The sequence below is a fragment of the Butyrivibrio sp. AC2005 genome (assembly GCF_000424145.1).
Taxonomy (GTDB): Bacteria; Bacillota; Clostridia; order Lachnospirales; family Lachnospiraceae; genus Butyrivibrio.
In genome coordinates this window covers 441,166-458,483 of record NZ_KE384137.1, presented here as the reverse complement: position 1 = coordinate 458,483, position 17,318 = coordinate 441,166, and the positions used below count along the sequence as shown (strand labels likewise).

Genomic DNA, 17,318 nt, shown 5'->3' with positions numbered 1-17,318 from the left:
TTCCAGGGAGAAGGCATATAATTTAAGCCTTCCCCCCCCTTCCAGGGAGAAGACATATAATTTAAGCCTTCCCCCTTTTAGGGGGAAGGTGCCCGTAGGGCGGATGAGGGTTTACAGGAGATACATGGAATACAGAGATTACATGGTGAGGGCCACTGCTGCAGATGCGCAGATCAGAGCCTTCGCAATTACTTCAAGGAATCTGGTTGAAGAGGCCAGAAAAATTCACGATCTTAGCCCTATATGCAGTGCCGCTCTTGGGAGACTAATGAGCGGCGCTCTTATGATGGGTGATATGTTAAAAAATGAAAAGGATGCCCTTACTATTACAATTGAGGGTGACGGACCAATTGGCGGACTCCTTGTTACTGTTAACAACAGAGGGCAGGTAAAGGGGTATGTCAGGAATAACGCCGTTGCACTCCCCAATAATGAAGGCGGACATCTCAATGTAGGCGGCGCTGTAGGAAATGGAACACTTACTGTCACCAGAGACCTTGGTCTTAAGGATCCTTATGTCGGAACAATTCAGCTCCTTTCAGGTGAGATAGCTGATGATCTTACATGCTATTTTGCTGAGTCTGAGCAGATTCCTTCATCTGTGGGACTTGGAGTTCTTGTGAAAAATGATTTCTCCATTATGGAGGCAGGCGGCTTTATTGTTCAGCTGATGCCCGGTGCTTCTGAAGAAACTATCAGCAGACTTGAAGGTAACATTCAGGGAATGAAATCTGTCACAGACATTCTTAGAGAGGGAAAGACACCTGAAGAACTTCTTGCCATGGTACTTGATGGCTTTGATTATGAGATTACCACCAACATGCCTGTTGAATTCCACTGTGGATGCGACAGAGACAGAGTGGAGAGAGCACTTATACTACTTGGAAAAAAAGAGCTTGAAGATCTGGCATCCGATGAAAAAGACATTGAAATCAAATGTCACTTCTGCGGAAAGGCCTACAGCTTCAGCCCGGATGATATTAAAGGAATGATTTCTAAAGCAAAATAAAAAACAGTGCCCCGGCATATATATTCAGGCCAAACCGATTCTGTGTTTTTTTGAAATGAGGTTTGTGAGTGTACATAGACAGTGCCCCGGCATATATATTCAGGCCAAACCGATTCTGTGTTTTTTTGAAATGAGGTTTGTGAGTGTACATAGACAGTGCCCCCGGCATATATATTCAGGCCAAACCGATTCTGCATATTTTTGCAACGAGGTTTGGAAATAAATATATAGCCGGGGGGCGCGTCCTTTAAACAAGAATAAGCTCAAGTATTTTGGCGATAAGTTCATTTTTTGTGGTGGTTTCTTCACCTTTTGCGAAAAGTGTCCCAACCGTCTTTCTGATCATGGCGGGAAAATCTGATAATTCTGAATTGAAATGTATCCCAATCCCCACAATTACATATTGGATTTCTTCGGTGTCGAATTCATAGCTTGCTTCTGATAGGATTCCGCATATCTTTTTATCGCCCAGATAAATGTCATTTGTTTCTGAAATGGTGGGAGATAAGTCTGTAAGCATCTTTATAGCCTTACAAACAGATTGCGCACAAAATGACGTTATTTGTTTATAATCCTCAACAGGAAAATGATCCGGTCTTAACACGATGCTCATGTAAATTCCGCCTTTTGGAGAGGCGAATACATGTCTCTTTTTTCCTATTCCGCCTGTTTGCTCTGAGGCGATGATAACAGTGCCGTGGGGGGCATCAAAGGAAGCTTCGCTCTTCGCGGTTTTATTAGTGGATTCAAGGGAATTATAGACTGATATAAGATCTGAATTTATCGAAGCTGGCAAATATTTTTTGATTTCTGATAAGGAGATTTTGTCAGCTTTTCCTGATAAAGAATAACCCCTGCGGGATGCAGCTTCTATTTGGAAACCGTCTCTTCGCAGGGATTCTATGGCTTTCCAGACACTGTTCCTTGAAATGCCAAGCTCCGCTGCTATGGTTTCTCCGGATGAGAATTTACCACTGTTTTCTTCGAGATAGCTAAGCACTTTACTTTTTGTGTCCGGCATATTTTTAGTCCTTTATCAATTTAATATTGGCAGTAGGCGCCTCTTGAGTTCGGGACCGAGGATGGCAACTATGATTATCTTAAGGATTGCGGTAGGGATAAATGGCAGTACACAGGCTGTAAGACCAGCCATAAAGGTGTTTCCTGAAGCAATCATAAACCATATGGTTCCAAACACATAGTTTATTGTAGCACCAATTAAAAGACAAAGCACGAGGGTAATGTAATATAATGCTTTACCTGTGCTTTTTTTATTACAAAGCTTAAGCCCAAGTTCATCACCGATACCTGCTGTTAGGGAGAGTATGGGAAATGAAATAAGAAAACCGCCTGTTAATCCAAGGAGAATTCCTATTCCACCTTTAAAACCTGAAAATACGGGAATGCCGATTGCTCCGATAAGCAGGTAAAGAAGTGTTGAATAGGTGCCTCTTTTTTTACCGATTACGATACCGGCAAGAGGAATAATAAGCGTCTGCAAGGTCATTGGAACACCTGCGGGCATTGGAATTGACAGCTGTGATAATACGCATATTATTGCGGTAAAAACAGCAATAAAGCATAGATCCTTTACTGAAGAAGCCTGTTTGGTTTCGAGTACTTCTGCGCTGGTATTACTAATTTCTTCATTCATTTTTGAATCCTTCTTTCATGAAATATTGTCACCTAAAATGAAACAATAATGGGTGACGAATATAGAATAGAATGAATTGTATATAATGTCAACTACAATTATAAGGTTAGGGTGACAATGCTGCTATACAATATATAGTAAAAGGATAAAGCTAAATACAAGATAATGCATTTTAAGCATGATTACTGCCTTTTTAATTAAAATGAATTTAAATATACAATCAATTTGAGTAAAATAGACTGAAAATAGTGACAATATATCGTGAATAGAAATGTATTCAAAAAAATATATAAATTCAGCTAAAATGTATTGACATTTATATGGCGTGCTGATATTATCAATATTACCAACAGACGAGCAGATAAACACTCAGTAGTAGCAAAGGTAGCGAGTGCTTTACCGGAGTAAGAACAGAGATTTATCTGTTTTGAGAATAGGGGTGAGATGCGGCGGCGTGTGCTTCACCAATTCGATCCAGCTATTCCTTATTTTTCTAACGAATCAATAGGACTACATAGTCGGTGAGTAATTTGGATACCGGTAGTCGAAAAAGATCATGATGCGCAGCATGATTTTGGATGAGGATTCGTTTAAAATAAAAAACAGAAAAGGAGAACAAGTCCATTGGAAATTCAGAACTAAAGGGCACTGATCAAATGATCGGTGCCCACTTTTTTTATGTATTTTTATCTAATCCAATTTACACTTCTGACAATTCTTTTAAAAAATCATGTTGCATTGCCCATATTTTTGGTGTATATTACGAAACTATGAAACCCAAAATGAAGAGTTTCTACTATTAATATCACAGAGGGGCATTTTTAATGGCTAGTAAAAAGAAGAACTTACTTATTGTTGAGTCACCCACAAAGGTGAAGGCAATTAAGAAATTCCTTGGTTCAGGATATGAGGTTGCTGCAAGTAACGGACATGTGCGCGATCTTCCGAGAAGCCAGATGGGAATTGATGTTGAACATGATTTTGAACCGAAGTATATCACCATCAGAGGTAAGGGCGATGTGCTTGCGGCTTTGAGAAAGGCAGCTAAGAATGCTGACCATATTTATCTCGCGACTGACCCTGACCGCGAGGGCGAAGCTATATCCTGGCATCTTATGACAGCATTAAAGCTTGAGAATGCCAAGGATCGTTTTTCAAGAGTTACTTTTAATGAGATTACACAGTCTGCTGTAAAGGAAGCTATGAAGCATCCAAGAGACATCGACATGAATCTTGTTGATGCTCAGCAGGCCAGACGTGTTCTTGACAGAATGGTTGGTTATCAGATATCACCACTTCTGTGGGAGAAGATTAAGAGAGGACTCAGTGCAGGACGTGTTCAGTCTGTTGCACTTAGGATTATCTGTGACAGGGAGGATGAGATTAACTCCTTTATCCCTCAGGAATATTGGTCACTTGATGCTACCCTTAAGGTTAAGGGTGAGAAAAAACCTATCGTAGCACATTATTATGGAAAAGACGGTAAGAAAGCTGAGATAGCTTCAAAGGCTGAACTAGATGAGATATTAAAGGATCTTAAGGGTAAAAAGTTTAAGATTACTGAGATTAAGAAGGGTGAACGTACAAAGAAGGCTCCGCTTCCCTTTACAACCTCGACACTTCAGCAGGAAGCTTCTAAAGCGCTGAATTTCTCTACTCAGAAGACAATGAGAACAGCGCAGCAGCTCTATGAAGGAATTGATATGGGCAAGGCCGGAACAGTCGGACTTATCACATACCTTCGTACTGATTCCACCAGAATATCAGATGAAGCACAGGCTTTGGCTGCAAAATACATTTCTGATGCATTCGGTGATGAGTATCTTGCTGAGAAGACTCAGAGCGGAAAAGCAGGTGCCAAGATTCAGGATGCTCACGAAGCAATACGACCTACTGATGTAAACAACACACCCGTTGCAGTTAAGGAATTTCTTAGCCGTGATCAGTTCAGACTATATCAGCTCATTTGGCGCAGATTTATGGCCAGCAGAATGGCAGCTGCCAAATATGAGACCACTTCAGTAAAAATTGATGCAGGCGAACACAGATTTACAGTTTCTGCATCCAGAACAGTTTTCGATGGTTTCATGAATGTTTATACTGACGAAGAAGATCAGATTGAGAAAAATACACTTGCAAAGAGAATTGATGAGAATTCTGAATTAGAACTCCAGGAGTTTGAGGAGAAGCAGCACTTTACACAGCCTGCACCTCATTATACAGAAGCTTCACTGGTTCATGATCTTGAGGCACTTGGTATTGGAAGACCCAGTACATATGCACCTACAATTACAACAATTCTTGCAAGACATTATATAACCAAGGAAAATAAGAACCTCTACGTTACAGAGCTCGGAGAAGCTGTTAACAGGATGATGAACGAGGCCTTCCCTCAAATCGTTGATGTCAGCTTTACTTCCAATATGGAGACACTTCTTGACGGTGTTGCCGAGGGTGACGTGAAGTGGAAGACAATAGTTGAGAATTTTTATCCTGACCTTGCAGATGCAGTTGAGAAGGCTCAGAAGGAAATCGAAAAGGTTGAGATTCAGGATGAGGCAACGGATGTTGTCTGCGAGAACTGCGGACGCAACATGGTTATCAAGTACGGCCCTCACGGTAAGTTCCTTGCATGTCCCGGATTCCCGGAGTGCAAGAACACCAAGCCTTATTATGAAAAGACCGGAGTTTCCTGCCCTAAGTGCGGTAAGGATATTGTTCTTAAAAGAACAAGAAAGGGCCGTCTGTACTATGGATGTATCGACAATCCTGACTGCGATTTCATGGTATGGCAGAAGCCTGCAAAGAAAGCATGCCCCAAGTGCGGTGGACTCATGCTTATAAAGAACAATAAACTCGTATGTAACGATCCTGAATGCGGCCACGTAGAGGACCGTTCCAAAGACGACGAGGAGTGATTATAGCTCTGCTGAAGAGCGCGAATCAGCCTTCAGATATATGCATTATAATTAAATATGAATTTAAAATTGTAACGAGTTGAATTAACAGCCCGTAGGTATGTATATGCAATTTCAAGCGATTATAGCTCTGCTAATGAGCGAGAAATTGCATATATATATCTACGGGCGTTCTTATATCTATAGGGGCGTTCTTATATTTTTGGATTTGTACATTATATTCATTAAATTTTAATAAAAATAGGCACAAATACCTTTGATGTATTGTATATTTTGTGTTACAATCGCATTAGTTGTAGTAGATTTATGTAAATTTGTTAACGTTTTCAGATAAAAGGAGAATTTTTTCATGAGTAGCGTACAGCTTTTGGACAAAACCAGAAAAATTGGGAAACTTCTACACAACAGTAATTCAGGTAAGGTAGTGTTTAACGATATTTGCTCGGTTTTGTGTGAAATCCTTAATTCAAACATGCTTGTAATAAGCAGAAAAGGTAAGGTTCTCGGTATAGGTGAGGCCAAGGCTGTAGACTCACTGGGCGAGATGCTTGTTGATGATGTCGGAAGCTTTATCGACCCGATGCTCAACGAAAGATTACTGACAGTTTTGTCCACAAAGGAAAATGTAAATCTCGAGACGCTTGGATTTGAAGATGTTGACATGAGAAGATATCAGGCAATTATCACACCCATAGAGATTGCCGGAGAGAGACTTGGAACGCTTTTTATATATAAGTGTGATGAACCCTATGACATCGATGATATAATCCTCTGCGAATATGGCACAACAGTTGTAGGTCTTGAGATGCTCAGGGCAGTTAATGAAGAGAGTGCTGAAGAAAGTAGAAAGCTAGCTGTTGTAAAGTCGGCTATCGGAACTCTTTCCTTCTCAGAGATGGAAGCTATCATTCATATATTTGATGAACTTAATGGAATGGAAGGTGTTCTTGTTGCAAGCAAGATTGCCGACAGAGTGGGTATTACAAGAAGCGTTATTGTAAACGCACTTAGAAAATTTGAGAGCGCTGGCGTTATTGAGTCGAGATCCTCAGGTATGAAGGGAACATACATCAAGGTTTTAAATGATGTAGTTTTTGATGAAATTAAAAAACTTAAGTCTCAGATGTAATGAGGATTGGCTTATTATCCGAAATAAATTACAGGACGGATGCTGATGAAGGGATTTATCTGGTCAGGATAAATCCCTTTTGCTATATAATAACAATTTCTAGTATAACTTGCGGCTTAAAAACACAATATAAAGTGTGTTTTTACTTCAAATCACTTGTAATTTGATAAATTTCATTTTAATATGTAAATAAGGGTTAAAAGGTTTAATAGGATTACCCGCTTCGTCACAAACGGAGGAGACAATATGATCAATAGTGATGCGTTTGATTACATTAATGTACTTGATAAGACAGCTGATGCTTCATGGATCAGGAATGAGGTTTTGTCCAATAACCTTGCAAATGTCAACACACCCGGCTACAAGAGGCAGGATGTGGCATTTGAGAGGGAGCTTGAGCGAGCCCTTGGTGATTCAAGGTACAAGACCATGGATGCCAAGGTTTCGGAACTTAAGATAAACAGACTTAAGGCGAGACCATACACCGATTATTCGAATTTTTCATATAGAATGGATGGCAATAACGTGGACATCGATACTGAGAACGTTACTCTGGCAGCTAACCAGATTAAGTATCAGGGCGTTATGCTTGGAATACAGTCTGAATTTACCAATCTTCAGAGTGTGATGAAAGGGTAAGGGGGTGTAGCCTATGATCAGTACAGGTAATATTTTTGATTCCTTTAATATCAACTCCTCGGGAATGACTGCTGAGCGCTTTCGCATGGATATTATTTCCCAGAACATTGCCAATGCTAACACTACCCGCGATGCAACAGGCGATGTTTATACGAGAAAAGTTGTAACCTTTTCTGAAAAGGGAACCCAGACACCTTTTTCCAAGATTTTGAATGAGAGACTTGATCACTACAGTGGACGTGGCGTTAAGGTGTCATCAATTAAGGACGACACCTGGACGGATTACAAGATGGTTTATGATCCGTCACATCCGGATGCTGATGAATTTGGCTATGTTACTTATCCTAACGTTGATATAGTAACGGAGATGACTAACCTCATTGATGCCCAGAGAGGCTATGAAGCCAATGCTACAGCTTTTTCATCCAGCAAGTATCTGATGACACAGGGGCTTTCCATAGCTAGGGGCTAATAGTGTAAAAAGTTATTTGCAGCTTCGGGGAACTGCATAGGAGGGGTAAATGGCAGATATTGATATCAGTCAGATCAGAAATGTACATTCAACTGCGATAAGAAATGCCGAGAAGGCCAATTCCAAAGTTACCAATCCTCTTGGGGACAGATTTGGTAATGATGGTTCCTTTACGAATATTTTTAACAGAGCGGTTGAAAATATAAATACAACAAATGCTTATTTGTCAGATGCCGAGAACGAAGAAATCAAGTGGTCTCTCGGTGAGACAGATAATACTCACGACCTTGCAATAGCACTGCAGAAGGCTGAGACAGCGCTGCAGTACACTGTTGCGGTCCGCGACAAAATGCTTTCTGCATACAAAGAAATAATGCAGATGCAGATTTAGTTTTAAGATTGTTATCCTTTCAAAGTCTTCCTAAGGGGGAAGAACAAAATATAAAGCCTTCCCCTAGGGGGCGCACGACGTCCGGGGGACGTCGGCTTTGCGCGGACCGAAGCGGAGCGTAGACAGGTGGCACGAAGTGCCGGATGAGGGGATAACAACGTAGTTCCAGGGAGGAGAGGAGTATGAGAGAACGTCTTTTGGGACTCAGGGATCGCATCCTTGAGTGGTGGAATCGTTTTACAATCAGACAGAAGACGCTTATAGGTGCCGGAGTTGCCGCATTAGTATTCACGGCAGTTATTCTGGTAACTGTATTTAATCAGCCTCAATATGTAACAGTAGCGACTGTTGAGACTATGAAAGAATCTCAGCAGGTTATTGAGCTTTTTGATGAAAATGGTATAAAGTACAGAAAATCGGATGATAATCTTAGATTTGAGGTTCTGAAATCGGATGAGAGCAGTGCCTCTCTTTTGCTTGGAACAAACTATATCCAGCCTGATACCTATACTATTGATAATGTAGTTGATGGCGGATTTTCAACAACCGAATCTGATAAGCAGAAAAAATATGTAGAATACAAGGAAAAGAAGCTGGCATCTGATTTTGCAGAGTATTTTGATGCTATTGAGAGCGCCAGAGTAGAACTTCACATACCTACTAATGACGGAACACTTTTATCAAAAAATGAGGAATCCTCTGCCAGTGTTTTCTTAAGACTTAGTGATCCGGAAGCTTTTACAGAGGATAATGCAACCTTCCTTGCCAAGGCAACTGCCATGGCTCTTGGTAACAACACTACCGAGAAGATCATTATCATGGATACCAACGGCAATCTGTTGTTTTCAGGTTCTGAGGATAATTCTGCATCAGGACTTGCAAGTACACAGCTTAATGCCAAGACCAAGGCCGAACAGCAGGTCAGAAGTGAAGTAATAAGAGTTCTTAAGGGCACAAAGCTCTATAATGACATTGAAGTTGCAAGTAACCTTATTTTGGATTTTTCCACAGAAAAGGTGACCGAGCATACATACACACCTGCTGATGGTCAGACTCAGGGTGTACTTAGTCATGAAGATAACTACAGTGCTCAGAATGTAAACGGAACAAGTGGAATTCCGGGTACTGATACCAACAATGATGATGAGACTTCATATATGCTTCAGGATAATGAAAATTCATCATCTACAATAGAGGAAGAGTCCAAGGATTATCTTCCTAATGAGAAAATTACGACACGTGATACACCTTCAGGTAAGGTCAATTATGATGAGTCGACAATCTCTGTAACTGCAACCACTTATGTCATCTACAATGAGGATAACTATAACCCTGATGACCATGACGGAATGACCTGGAAGGAATTCAAGGAAAATACCGGCGTTACACAGACAGAGGTCGCAGAGGATACAATCAATATCGTTGCCAAGGCAACCGGTATTTCAGCGGCCAATATTTCAATGACCGCCTATACTCAGCCTGAATTTTTTGATGCTGAGCCTAAGGGTATTACCTTTGCAGATGTACTTCAGGTAATCCTTATTCTCCTGATTTTGGGACTTCTTGCATTTGTTATCTGGAGGAGTATCAGAACCAGAAGAGAGGAGATTGAGATTGAGGAAGCTGAAGAGGAAGTGCTTCCTGAGGAACTCTCTGTTGAGGAACTTCTTGAATCACAGCCTGAGGAATTATTTGAGGATGAGGAAGAGGGTCTTGCTGACATTACCATGGAGGAGAGCAGTGAGACTATGAAGCTTATAGAGAAATTTATAGAAGATAATCCGGAAGCTGCTGCGATACTTCTTCGTAACTGGCTAAAGGAGGACTACGAACTATAATCGGTTTTGACCGGTAAAATCACACGGAGGGGAGAATTGCCATGGCTATTGACGGCGAAGAATTTGATGATGACGAACTGGATGGCGCACCTGGAGGTGGAGCACTTCCACCCGGGAATTTTGATCCTGCGCTTACTGCGAACCTTTCGGGAACCCAGAAGGCAGCCATACTGTTGATTGCCTTGGGACCTGAAAAATCATCAGCTATTTTTAAACATCTAAAAGAGGATGAAATTGAGGAACTTACTCTTGAAATCGCAAACACGAGAAGTATTACACCACAGATCAAGGAAGCGGTTATAGAGGAGTTTTACGGAATATGCCTTGCCCAGCAGTATATTGCTGAGGGTGGTATTAACTATGCAAAGGAACTTCTGGAGAAGGCACTTGGTGAAGATAAGGCTATGGATGTTATCAGTAAGCTGACTGCATCCCTGCAGGTTAAGCCCTTCGAGTTTATTCGTAAGGCGGATCCTTCACAGCTGCTTACCTTCATCCAGGATGAGCACCCGCAGACTATTGCTCTTGTTATGTCCTACATGTCTTCGGCTCAGAGCGCTATGATACTTGGTGCGCTACCGCCTGAGAGACAGGCAGACGTTGCCAAGCGTATCGCTACAATGGACAGAACAAGTCCCGATACCATTAAGGAAGTTGAACGAGTACTTGAATCAAAGCTTTCATCACTTGTTAACCAGGATTACACGGTTGTCGGTGGTGTAGATGCTGTTGTAGAAATCCTTAATGCAGTTGACCGTGCGACAGAGAAGCATATCATGGAGACCTTGGAAATTGAGCAGCCTGAGCTTGCTGATGAGATTCGTAAGAAGATGTTCGTCTTCGAGGATATCCTTCTTCTGGACGACCGTGCAATTCAGCGTGTGCTGCGTGACGTTGATAACGCTGACCTTGGTCTTGCATGTAAGGGATCGACCGAGCAGGTACAGACAGCTATCTTCAACAACCTGTCCAAGCGTCTTGCTCAGATGATCAAGGAGGATATGGACTTCATGGGACCTGTTCGTATGAAGGATGTTGAGGAAGCACAGCAGAAGATTGTTAATGTTATCCGTAAGCTGGAGGATGCCGGCGAGATTGTAATCTCAAGAGGCGGAGGTGATGACCTGGTTGTCTAATCAATCTAATTTGCTCAAGTTCGGTTGGTATCAGGTTGATGAAAATGATAAGCATATAATAGATAACAACGAGCTTGCTGAAAGAAAAATTGAAAAATACCAGGCTGAGGAAGCCAAAAGAAGGGAGGCATTGGAGAAAGGTGAACCAGTGCCTGCTTTTGGTGGCTTTGAAGAGGGTCTTGGCTTTGAACAGATAAATGCCTATGAAGATGGACAGAATATAATTGGCAATACCAATTTCGGCGATCCCGGGGAACTTGGAGAATTTCAGGAGGGCTTTCCCGGTGATGGCGATGCCTATGGCATGGGCTACGATAATGGAGAGGGAGTATTTGGAGCGAGCACTTATGGGAAAAGCTCCTATGAAGAAGGGGATGTTGACGGCTTTAATGAAGGTCAGCCCACAATGAATCCGGATTACCAGGGAGATGGCTTCGATGGTCAAGGCATGCAGATGGCTGAAGAAGATATGAACCTTGGCATGGAGATTACTGATGAAATTGCTTCTGTACAGGAGGAACCACCACAGATTAATCTCGAGGAGATACAGGCTCAGATTGATGAGCAGATCAGAATGGCTGAGGAAGAAGCCAAACAGATAGTTGACGATGCGAATTCTCAGGCTGAACAGATTAAAAATCAGGCTGAACAGATTAAAAATCAGGCAATGGAAGAAGGCAGATCTGCAGGCTATGAAGAAGGCTATAATCAGGCTATTCAGAAAGCAACTGCGGAAATCGAGCAGATGAGAGCTGAAGCGGAAGCTGAGATTACCCGAGAAAGAGAAAAGCAGCAGGCAGATTTCCAGCAGCTTGTTGCCAGCATAGAGCCTGATATGGTTGATACTCTGACTCAGATTTACGAGCATGTTTTCAACGTGGAGTTCAGGGAAAATAAGGATATTGTCTTACATCTTATAAAAACAACACTTGGTAAGATGGAGAACGGAACAAATGTGATTCTCCATATTTCATCCGATGATTATGATGTTGTAACGGATGAGAAGGCAACTCTTGAAGAGGCTATGGCTTCACCTAATTCGACACTTGAAATCATCGAGGATCCGCTTTTGAAGGAAAATGAATGTATCATAGAGTCGGATGGCGGAGTGTTTGACTGTTCACTGGGAGTTGAGCTTTCCGAGGTTGCAAGAAAGCTTAAACTTCTGGCTTTTGATAGGGATAAGCGCTGATGGCAAATGGGATTATTGATTATTCAAAATATAAAAAGATTGCTAACAACATGTTCTACAGGGTTCGGGGTAAGGTTGTAAATGTAGTAGGCCTTACCATTGAATCTGCGGGACCTGAAGCAAAAATGGGCGATATCTGCTATATCTATTCCAAAAAGAAGGATGGCGAAAGCACTGCCAGACCTTCCGGCCGTGGAACTATGGCAGAGGTTGTCGGTTTTAAGGATAATCATGTGCTTCTTATGCCTTATGAGAACATAAGTGGAATAGGAAGCGGAAGTATTGTTGAAAATACTGATTCACCGCTTCGTGTTAATGTTGGTGAGGGACTTCTTGGGAAGACACTTGATGGCCTTGGAAGGATTGACGGAACCAACTATGGAAAAGGTGTGCAGCTTGAAAACGGAATAGCATATTCGGTTGAAAATCAGCCTCCGGATCCTATGACCAGAGATCCGATTTCCGATGTTCTTTCTCTTGGAGTTAAGGCTGTTGATGGCTTATTAACTGTAGGAAAAGGACAGCGTATCGGAATTTTTGCAGGATCAGGTGTTGGTAAATCCACACTCATGGGTATGTTTGCGAGAAATACCAATGCGGATATAAATGTCATCGCTCTTATAGGAGAGCGTGGCAGGGAGGTTCGCGAATTCATAGAACGTGACCTGGGTCCTGAGGGTATGGCCAGATCCATAGTTGTGGTTGCGACCTCTGACAAGCCTGCTCTTGAGCGACTTAAAGCTGCAAAGACTGCAACATCAATTGCTGAATATTTTCGTGATAAGGGAAAAGATGTCCTTCTGATGATGGACTCCCTGACACGTTTTTCTATGGCTCAAAGAGAGATTGGACTTGCGAGTGGAGAACCTCCCGTATCAAGAGGATATCCGCCAAGCGTTTATGCTGAGATGCCAAAACTCCTTGAAAGAGCAGGTAAATCAAGAAAGGGTTCCATCACAGGCCTGTATACGGTACTTGTAGATGGTGACGATTTTAATGAACCTATTACTGATACCGCCAGAGGTATCCTTGACGGACATATAGTACTTAACAGAAAGCTTGCACAGAAAAATCACTATCCCGCTATAGACGTACTGGCGAGCATATCAAGATGTATGAGTGCTATCGCATCGCCTGAACAGAAGAAGGCAGCCGGTAAGCTCAAGAACGTACTGGCGACCTATTCAGACGCAGAGGATTTGATCAACATAGGAGCATACAAAGCGGGCGCCAATAAGACCATCGATTACGCAGTATCAAAAATCGATGCCGTCAACGAATTTCTTATGCAGGAAACAGATGAGAAATTCACCTACGAAGAGGTGTGCGCTCAGCTGCAGAATATGTTCAAGGACTAGAAGTTTTTATTTTATATGGAAAAGAGAAGTGAAAATCTTTCCAAAATAGAGGATGTGACATATATTTAAAGCCTTCCCCCTTGGGGGGCGCTCAACGTCCGGGGGACGTTGGTTTAGCGCGGACCGAAGCGGAGCGAAGACAGGTGTCAGCGAAGCTGACGGATGAGGGGCTATGGCAAGATTTAACTACAGGCTCCAGGGCGTCCTTGACCTCCGCCTACAACAGGAGGAGCAGGTCAAAATGGAATTCGCCCACGCCTCCAAAGAATTAAATGACCAGATAGACATCCTGAATGGCTATATAAATACCCGCAATGAGTTTATCCGGGAAGGATATGAACTTAGAAGCGAGAGCATAATGAATGTCCAGAAGATAATGGATAACAACTATTACCAGAGACAGATGGATGTAATAATCCAGGATCAGGAAGTAAAAGTTGAATCTTACAGGGCAAAGTTTGAAGTTGCCAGAATGAAACTGACAAAAGCCGTTCAGGAGCGAAAAATGCAGGAACGACTGAAAGAAAAAGCCTTTGAGCAATTTATGGAGGAAGAAAAAGAGGCTGAGGCTAAAGAAGTAGATGAAAGGACCAGCTTCACGTATACACAGCGTGCAAGAGAGGAACAATAATGGCAGAAAAAGAAGCTAAGGAAAAAACTGAATCTACCCCCCTCCCTAAACCGATTGATCCCGAAAAAGAGGCCAGAAAGAAGATAAAAGAGGACAGAAAAGCACTGCGGGCAGAGCTTAAAGAGCAGAAAAAGCAAGCTAAGCTCCGTGAAGCAGAACTGGCAGAGCAGGCAGCTGAGCTTAATGGCGATGATGGCGGCGGACTGGCTACTCTTGTTGTTACTTTTATCATTATTGCTATTTGGCTTGTTATAATGGGAGTACTGATAAAGCTTGATGTTGGTGGCTTTGGCTCCAATGTTCTTGCACCGATTATCGGTGATATACCGGGAATACAGAGACTTCTTCCAGAAGGGAGCTACGTTCCCGTTGAACAAAAGAAATATGAGGAACAGCAGCAACAAAATGCTGTTAATCCCATTGATGAACAGCTTGCAAGCAGTCTTGATGAGGCTAATCTTTATATAAAGAGGCTTGAAAATGAGCTGAGAAAGGAAATGGAAGAAAATTCAACGCTTCAGGCAGAAAATGAGAAGCTTAAGACGGAAGTCGAAAGATTGCAGCCATTTGAGGAAGAACAGGCCAAGCTGGAACAGCAGAAGGAAGATTTTTATAAAAATGTCGTGTACGCAGATAATGCTCCTTCAGCTGAAGAGTTTAAAAAGTATTATGAGATGATTGAACCTGACGTGGCAGCTCAGATTTATGCTCAGATTATTCAGGGCGAAGCTGATGATCTTGAACTTGAACAATACGTAAAGGCTTATTCATCCATGAAGGCCAAGGAAGCTGCTGCAATATTTGATGCTATGATAGAGAATGACACCGGAGATGCTGTACGACTTATCTCCAGAATTCTTGGCAAGATGAGTGCCGAGAGCCGTGGCGCTATTCTTGATAAGATGACAGAAGAGTATGCCGGCAGAGTTACTGACTATATGGAACCTTCCACTCACAAGGCTACGGTTTCTGGGGTGAATAATTAAAGACTTCCCCTTGGGGGGCGCACGACGTCCGGGAGACGTCGGTTTTGCGCGGACCGAAGCGGAGCGTAGAAAGGTGGCGCTAAACGCCGGATGAGGGGTTTATAAATTTTTAAGATTTTTCGGCCATGTGGGTTAATTATTTCTCCACATGGCCGATATAATTTGTGTAGAACTATGGGTGTACCATACCCATACATAAAAGAGAAAGGAGGGAAAGGATTTGATTACTAACGCGATTCCGGGTATTAACAACTTAGATTTCTTTGCTAATACCGTGCAGTCAAAAGGAATTGCTGCAACAAAAGAGCAGACTACTGATTTTCAGAAAGCCCTTACTAATGCAAACACTCAGAAGCAAACCGCATCAGTGTCCTTAAGTGTATCCAAAACGCTTACCACAACCGGAGCGCTAAATGATACAAACGCAGCTGCATCCTACACTAAAACAAAGGATGTCCAAGCTGTACAAAAAACAGATGATGGCAAAGTGACCGAAGTAACAACTGACAAAGCAGCTACAACAGAAAATGTCACAAATGAAAAAGTTTCTGAGAAAAAGGCAAATACGGGCGAAGCAGTAAATGAAAACGCAGAAACTGCCGACATCACGGAAGAAACACAGGAAGTACAGGAAGCTGTTGTACTGATAAATGTTAATCCTGATGGCGAAGCCGCAGTAGAAGAAGTGGTCGATGAAGGCCTTTCTGAACTGGAACAGGCATTACTTGAAAGCAGCAGAGACCTCATGCAGCAGCTTGCAGATTCCATGGGCGTAGATATCGAAGATATTGAGAATGCCATGGAAACACTTGGGCTTACAAACGTAGCAATACTTGATCCTACTAACCTGACTCAGATAGTAGCTCAGATAACAGGTGCCGATGATGTAATGGCGATTGTCACCAATGCTGATGTATATCTGAACGTTCAGAACATGCAGGATGCGGTAGATACTACAAGACACAACCTCATGGAGGAATTTAATCTCACAGAGGAAGGACTCAGCTCAGCACTTGAGAATTTTAATGAGGAGCTTGAGCAGAGAGCAGCAGCAAGCATTGCAAGACCGGAGGAGAATCCTGTAGTTGTTGAACATGTTGAGGTTAACGAACAGGCAGCTTTTTCATCCGAAGCAGCAAGACTTGATCTTAACGGAGAAGGAACGGTAAAAGAAGTTTCAACACAATCTGATTTGTACACTGAAGCGGGGACTGAGGTACAGACTGGAATACATACTGAATTAAGGATTGAAGAAGAACCTCAGACACAGCCGGAAAACAATAATGTTGAAATTGAAGAACCTGAATTCCAGTTTGAGGTAAAACCTCAGGAACAGCCTAAGGAAGAAAAGCACGAAGAACAGCCACAGCAGGAAAACACAGAGGGCTCTCAGTACAATCATCTGATGAATCAGATATCATCATCTCTTTCAGAGGTAGTGGAGGAACCTGAAAGCTATGGGCAGATGGCAAAGGCGAATACACAGGATATCATGGATCAGATTACAGAGTACATCAAGATGAATGTTAAGCCTGAAAGTACAACAATGGAAATGCAGCTCCATCCCGCAAGCCTCGGCAATGTAAATGTAATCATTGAAGCAGCCAAGGATGGAAACATCGTTGCGAAATTCCTTACACAGAATGAGGATGTAAGGGCAGCAATCGAGAGCCAGCTCCAGCAGCTTCAGGAAAAACTCAACGAACAGGGCGTTAAGGTAACTGCTGTTGAGGTAACCGTGAATACAGGAGCTTTTGACCAGGCCCTTAACGACAGTCAGAGTCAGAAGGAAGAAGACCAGGAAGCACAGGATTCCATCAGAAAGCCTATGAGAAGAATCAGACTTGAAGACCTCTCTGTAGACGCACTTGAAGAGATAGATGAGGAGGACAGGCTCACGGCTGAAATGATGGCAATTAACGGCAATTCAGTAGATTTCTCGGCTTGATACGGAGGTAACTTTTT

At 42.4% G+C, this 17,318-nt stretch carries 14 protein-coding genes and 1 pseudogene; 13 read left to right on the top strand and 2 right to left on the bottom strand.

The window, feature by feature from the left end; all coding sequences use genetic code 11:
* Positions 1-103: 103 nt before the first annotated feature.
* Positions 104-1,009 (top strand): Hsp33 family molecular chaperone HslO, encoded by a 906-nt coding sequence (gene hslO, locus G602_RS0118995; protein ID WP_242835669.1) that lies wholly within the window; start codon positions 104-106, stop codon positions 1,007-1,009.
* A 247-nt stretch (positions 1,010-1,256) separates the two neighbouring features.
* On the opposite strand, the gene G602_RS27525 is transcribed toward hslO, so the two are convergent.
* Both G602_RS27525 and G602_RS0118980 read right to left on the bottom strand, forming a co-directional pair.
* Positions 1,257-2,030, bottom strand: a complete 774-nt coding sequence (locus tag G602_RS27525; RefSeq protein WP_044932767.1) for a biotin--[acetyl-CoA-carboxylase] ligase — start codon at positions 2,028-2,030, stop codon at positions 1,257-1,259.
* A 15-nt stretch (positions 2,031-2,045) separates the two neighbouring features.
* On the bottom strand, positions 2,046-2,663 hold the full coding sequence (locus G602_RS0118980; RefSeq protein ID WP_044932765.1) for a biotin transporter BioY: 618 nt from the start codon (positions 2,661-2,663) through the stop codon (positions 2,046-2,048).
* 824 nt (positions 2,664-3,487) lie between these two features.
* Between G602_RS0118980 and topA the strand changes: the two genes are divergently transcribed.
* From topA to G602_RS0118920, 12 genes and pseudogenes are all read left to right on the top strand, one after another.
* Entirely contained in the window at positions 3,488-5,581 is a 2,094-nt protein-coding gene (gene topA, locus G602_RS0118975; protein WP_026660394.1) for a type I DNA topoisomerase, read from the top strand.
* A 349-nt stretch (positions 5,582-5,930) separates the two neighbouring features.
* Complete coding sequence (gene codY / locus G602_RS0118970; RefSeq protein ID WP_026490870.1) at positions 5,931-6,710, top strand: GTP-sensing pleiotropic transcriptional regulator CodY; 780 nt, start codon at positions 5,931-5,933, stop codon at positions 6,708-6,710.
* Positions 6,711-6,956: 246 nt separating this feature from the next.
* Positions 6,957-7,349, top strand: a complete 393-nt coding sequence (gene flgB, locus G602_RS0118965; RefSeq protein ID WP_026660392.1) for a flagellar basal body rod protein FlgB — start codon at positions 6,957-6,959, stop codon at positions 7,347-7,349.
* Positions 7,350-7,362: 13 nt separating this feature from the next.
* Entirely contained in the window at positions 7,363-7,821 is a 459-nt protein-coding gene (flgC, locus tag G602_RS0118960; protein ID WP_026660391.1) for a flagellar basal body rod protein FlgC, read from the top strand.
* A gap of 49 nt (positions 7,822-7,870) precedes the next feature.
* Positions 7,871-8,212, top strand: a complete 342-nt coding sequence (fliE, locus tag G602_RS0118955; protein WP_049945338.1) for a flagellar hook-basal body complex protein FliE — start codon at positions 7,871-7,873, stop codon at positions 8,210-8,212.
* 182 nt (positions 8,213-8,394) lie between these two features.
* Positions 8,395-9,651: pseudogene (locus G602_RS0118950) on the top strand (flagellar M-ring protein FliF C-terminal domain-containing protein); the annotation flags it as partial.
* Positions 9,652-10,091: 440 nt separating this feature from the next.
* Positions 10,092-11,186 carry a flagellar motor switch protein FliG gene (gene fliG / locus G602_RS27520; RefSeq protein ID WP_081676076.1) on the top strand — a complete coding sequence of 365 codons (1,095 nt, stop codon included), beginning with the start codon at positions 10,092-10,094 and terminating at the stop codon, positions 11,184-11,186.
* A complete protein-coding gene (locus G602_RS0118940; RefSeq protein WP_026660388.1) occupies positions 11,170-12,378 on the top strand; it encodes a FliH/SctL family protein in 1,209 nt (402 codons plus the stop codon). Before fliG ends, G602_RS0118940 begins: the two co-directional genes overlap by 17 nt.
* Positions 12,378-13,736 (top strand): flagellar protein export ATPase FliI, encoded by a 1,359-nt coding sequence (gene fliI / locus G602_RS0118935; protein WP_044932762.1) that lies wholly within the window; start codon positions 12,378-12,380, stop codon positions 13,734-13,736. Before G602_RS0118940 ends, fliI begins: the two co-directional genes overlap by 1 nt.
* A gap of 172 nt (positions 13,737-13,908) precedes the next feature.
* Positions 13,909-14,367 carry a flagellar export protein FliJ gene (fliJ, locus tag G602_RS0118930; RefSeq protein WP_026660385.1) on the top strand — a complete coding sequence of 153 codons (459 nt, stop codon included), beginning with the start codon at positions 13,909-13,911 and terminating at the stop codon, positions 14,365-14,367.
* Positions 14,367-15,353, top strand: a complete 987-nt coding sequence (locus tag G602_RS27515) for a hypothetical protein (RefSeq protein ID WP_049945337.1) — start codon at positions 14,367-14,369, stop codon at positions 15,351-15,353. Before fliJ ends, G602_RS27515 begins: the two co-directional genes overlap by 1 nt.
* A 220-nt stretch (positions 15,354-15,573) precedes the next feature.
* Positions 15,574-17,301: a flagellar hook-length control protein FliK gene (locus G602_RS0118920; RefSeq protein WP_026660384.1), complete on the top strand. Its 1,728-nt coding sequence runs from the start codon at positions 15,574-15,576 to the stop codon at positions 17,299-17,301.
* Positions 17,302-17,318: the final 17 nt, after the last annotated feature.

Bases quoted from the DNA above. Each gene is read 5' to 3' on its own strand.
- fliJ (WP_026660385.1), top strand. From the start codon at position 13,909: ATGGCAAGATTTAACTACAGGCTCCAGGGCGTCCTTGACCTCCGCCTA.
- flgC (WP_026660391.1), top strand. From the start codon at position 7,363: ATGATCAGTACAGGTAATATTTTTGATTCCTTTAATATCAACTCCTCG.
- codY (WP_026490870.1), top strand. From the start codon at position 5,931: ATGAGTAGCGTACAGCTTTTGGACAAAACCAGAAAAATTGGGAAACTT.
- hslO (WP_242835669.1), top strand. From the start codon at position 104: ATGAGGGTTTACAGGAGATACATGGAATACAGAGATTACATGGTGAGG.
- flgB (WP_026660392.1), top strand. From the start codon at position 6,957: ATGATCAATAGTGATGCGTTTGATTACATTAATGTACTTGATAAGACA.
- fliG (WP_081676076.1), top strand. From the start codon at position 10,092: ATGGCTATTGACGGCGAAGAATTTGATGATGACGAACTGGATGGCGCA.
- G602_RS27525 (WP_044932767.1), bottom strand. From the start codon at position 2,030: ATGCCGGACACAAAAAGTAAAGTGCTTAGCTATCTCGAAGAAAACAGT.
- G602_RS0118980 (WP_044932765.1), bottom strand. From the start codon at position 2,663: ATGAATGAAGAAATTAGTAATACCAGCGCAGAAGTACTCGAAACCAAA.
- topA (WP_026660394.1), top strand. From the start codon at position 3,488: ATGGCTAGTAAAAAGAAGAACTTACTTATTGTTGAGTCACCCACAAAG.
- G602_RS27515 (WP_049945337.1), top strand. From the start codon at position 14,367: ATGGCAGAAAAAGAAGCTAAGGAAAAAACTGAATCTACCCCCCTCCCT.
- G602_RS0118940 (WP_026660388.1), top strand. From the start codon at position 11,170: ATGACCTGGTTGTCTAATCAATCTAATTTGCTCAAGTTCGGTTGGTAT.
- fliE (WP_049945338.1), top strand. From the start codon at position 7,871: ATGGCAGATATTGATATCAGTCAGATCAGAAATGTACATTCAACTGCG.
- fliI (WP_044932762.1), top strand. From the start codon at position 12,378: ATGGCAAATGGGATTATTGATTATTCAAAATATAAAAAGATTGCTAAC.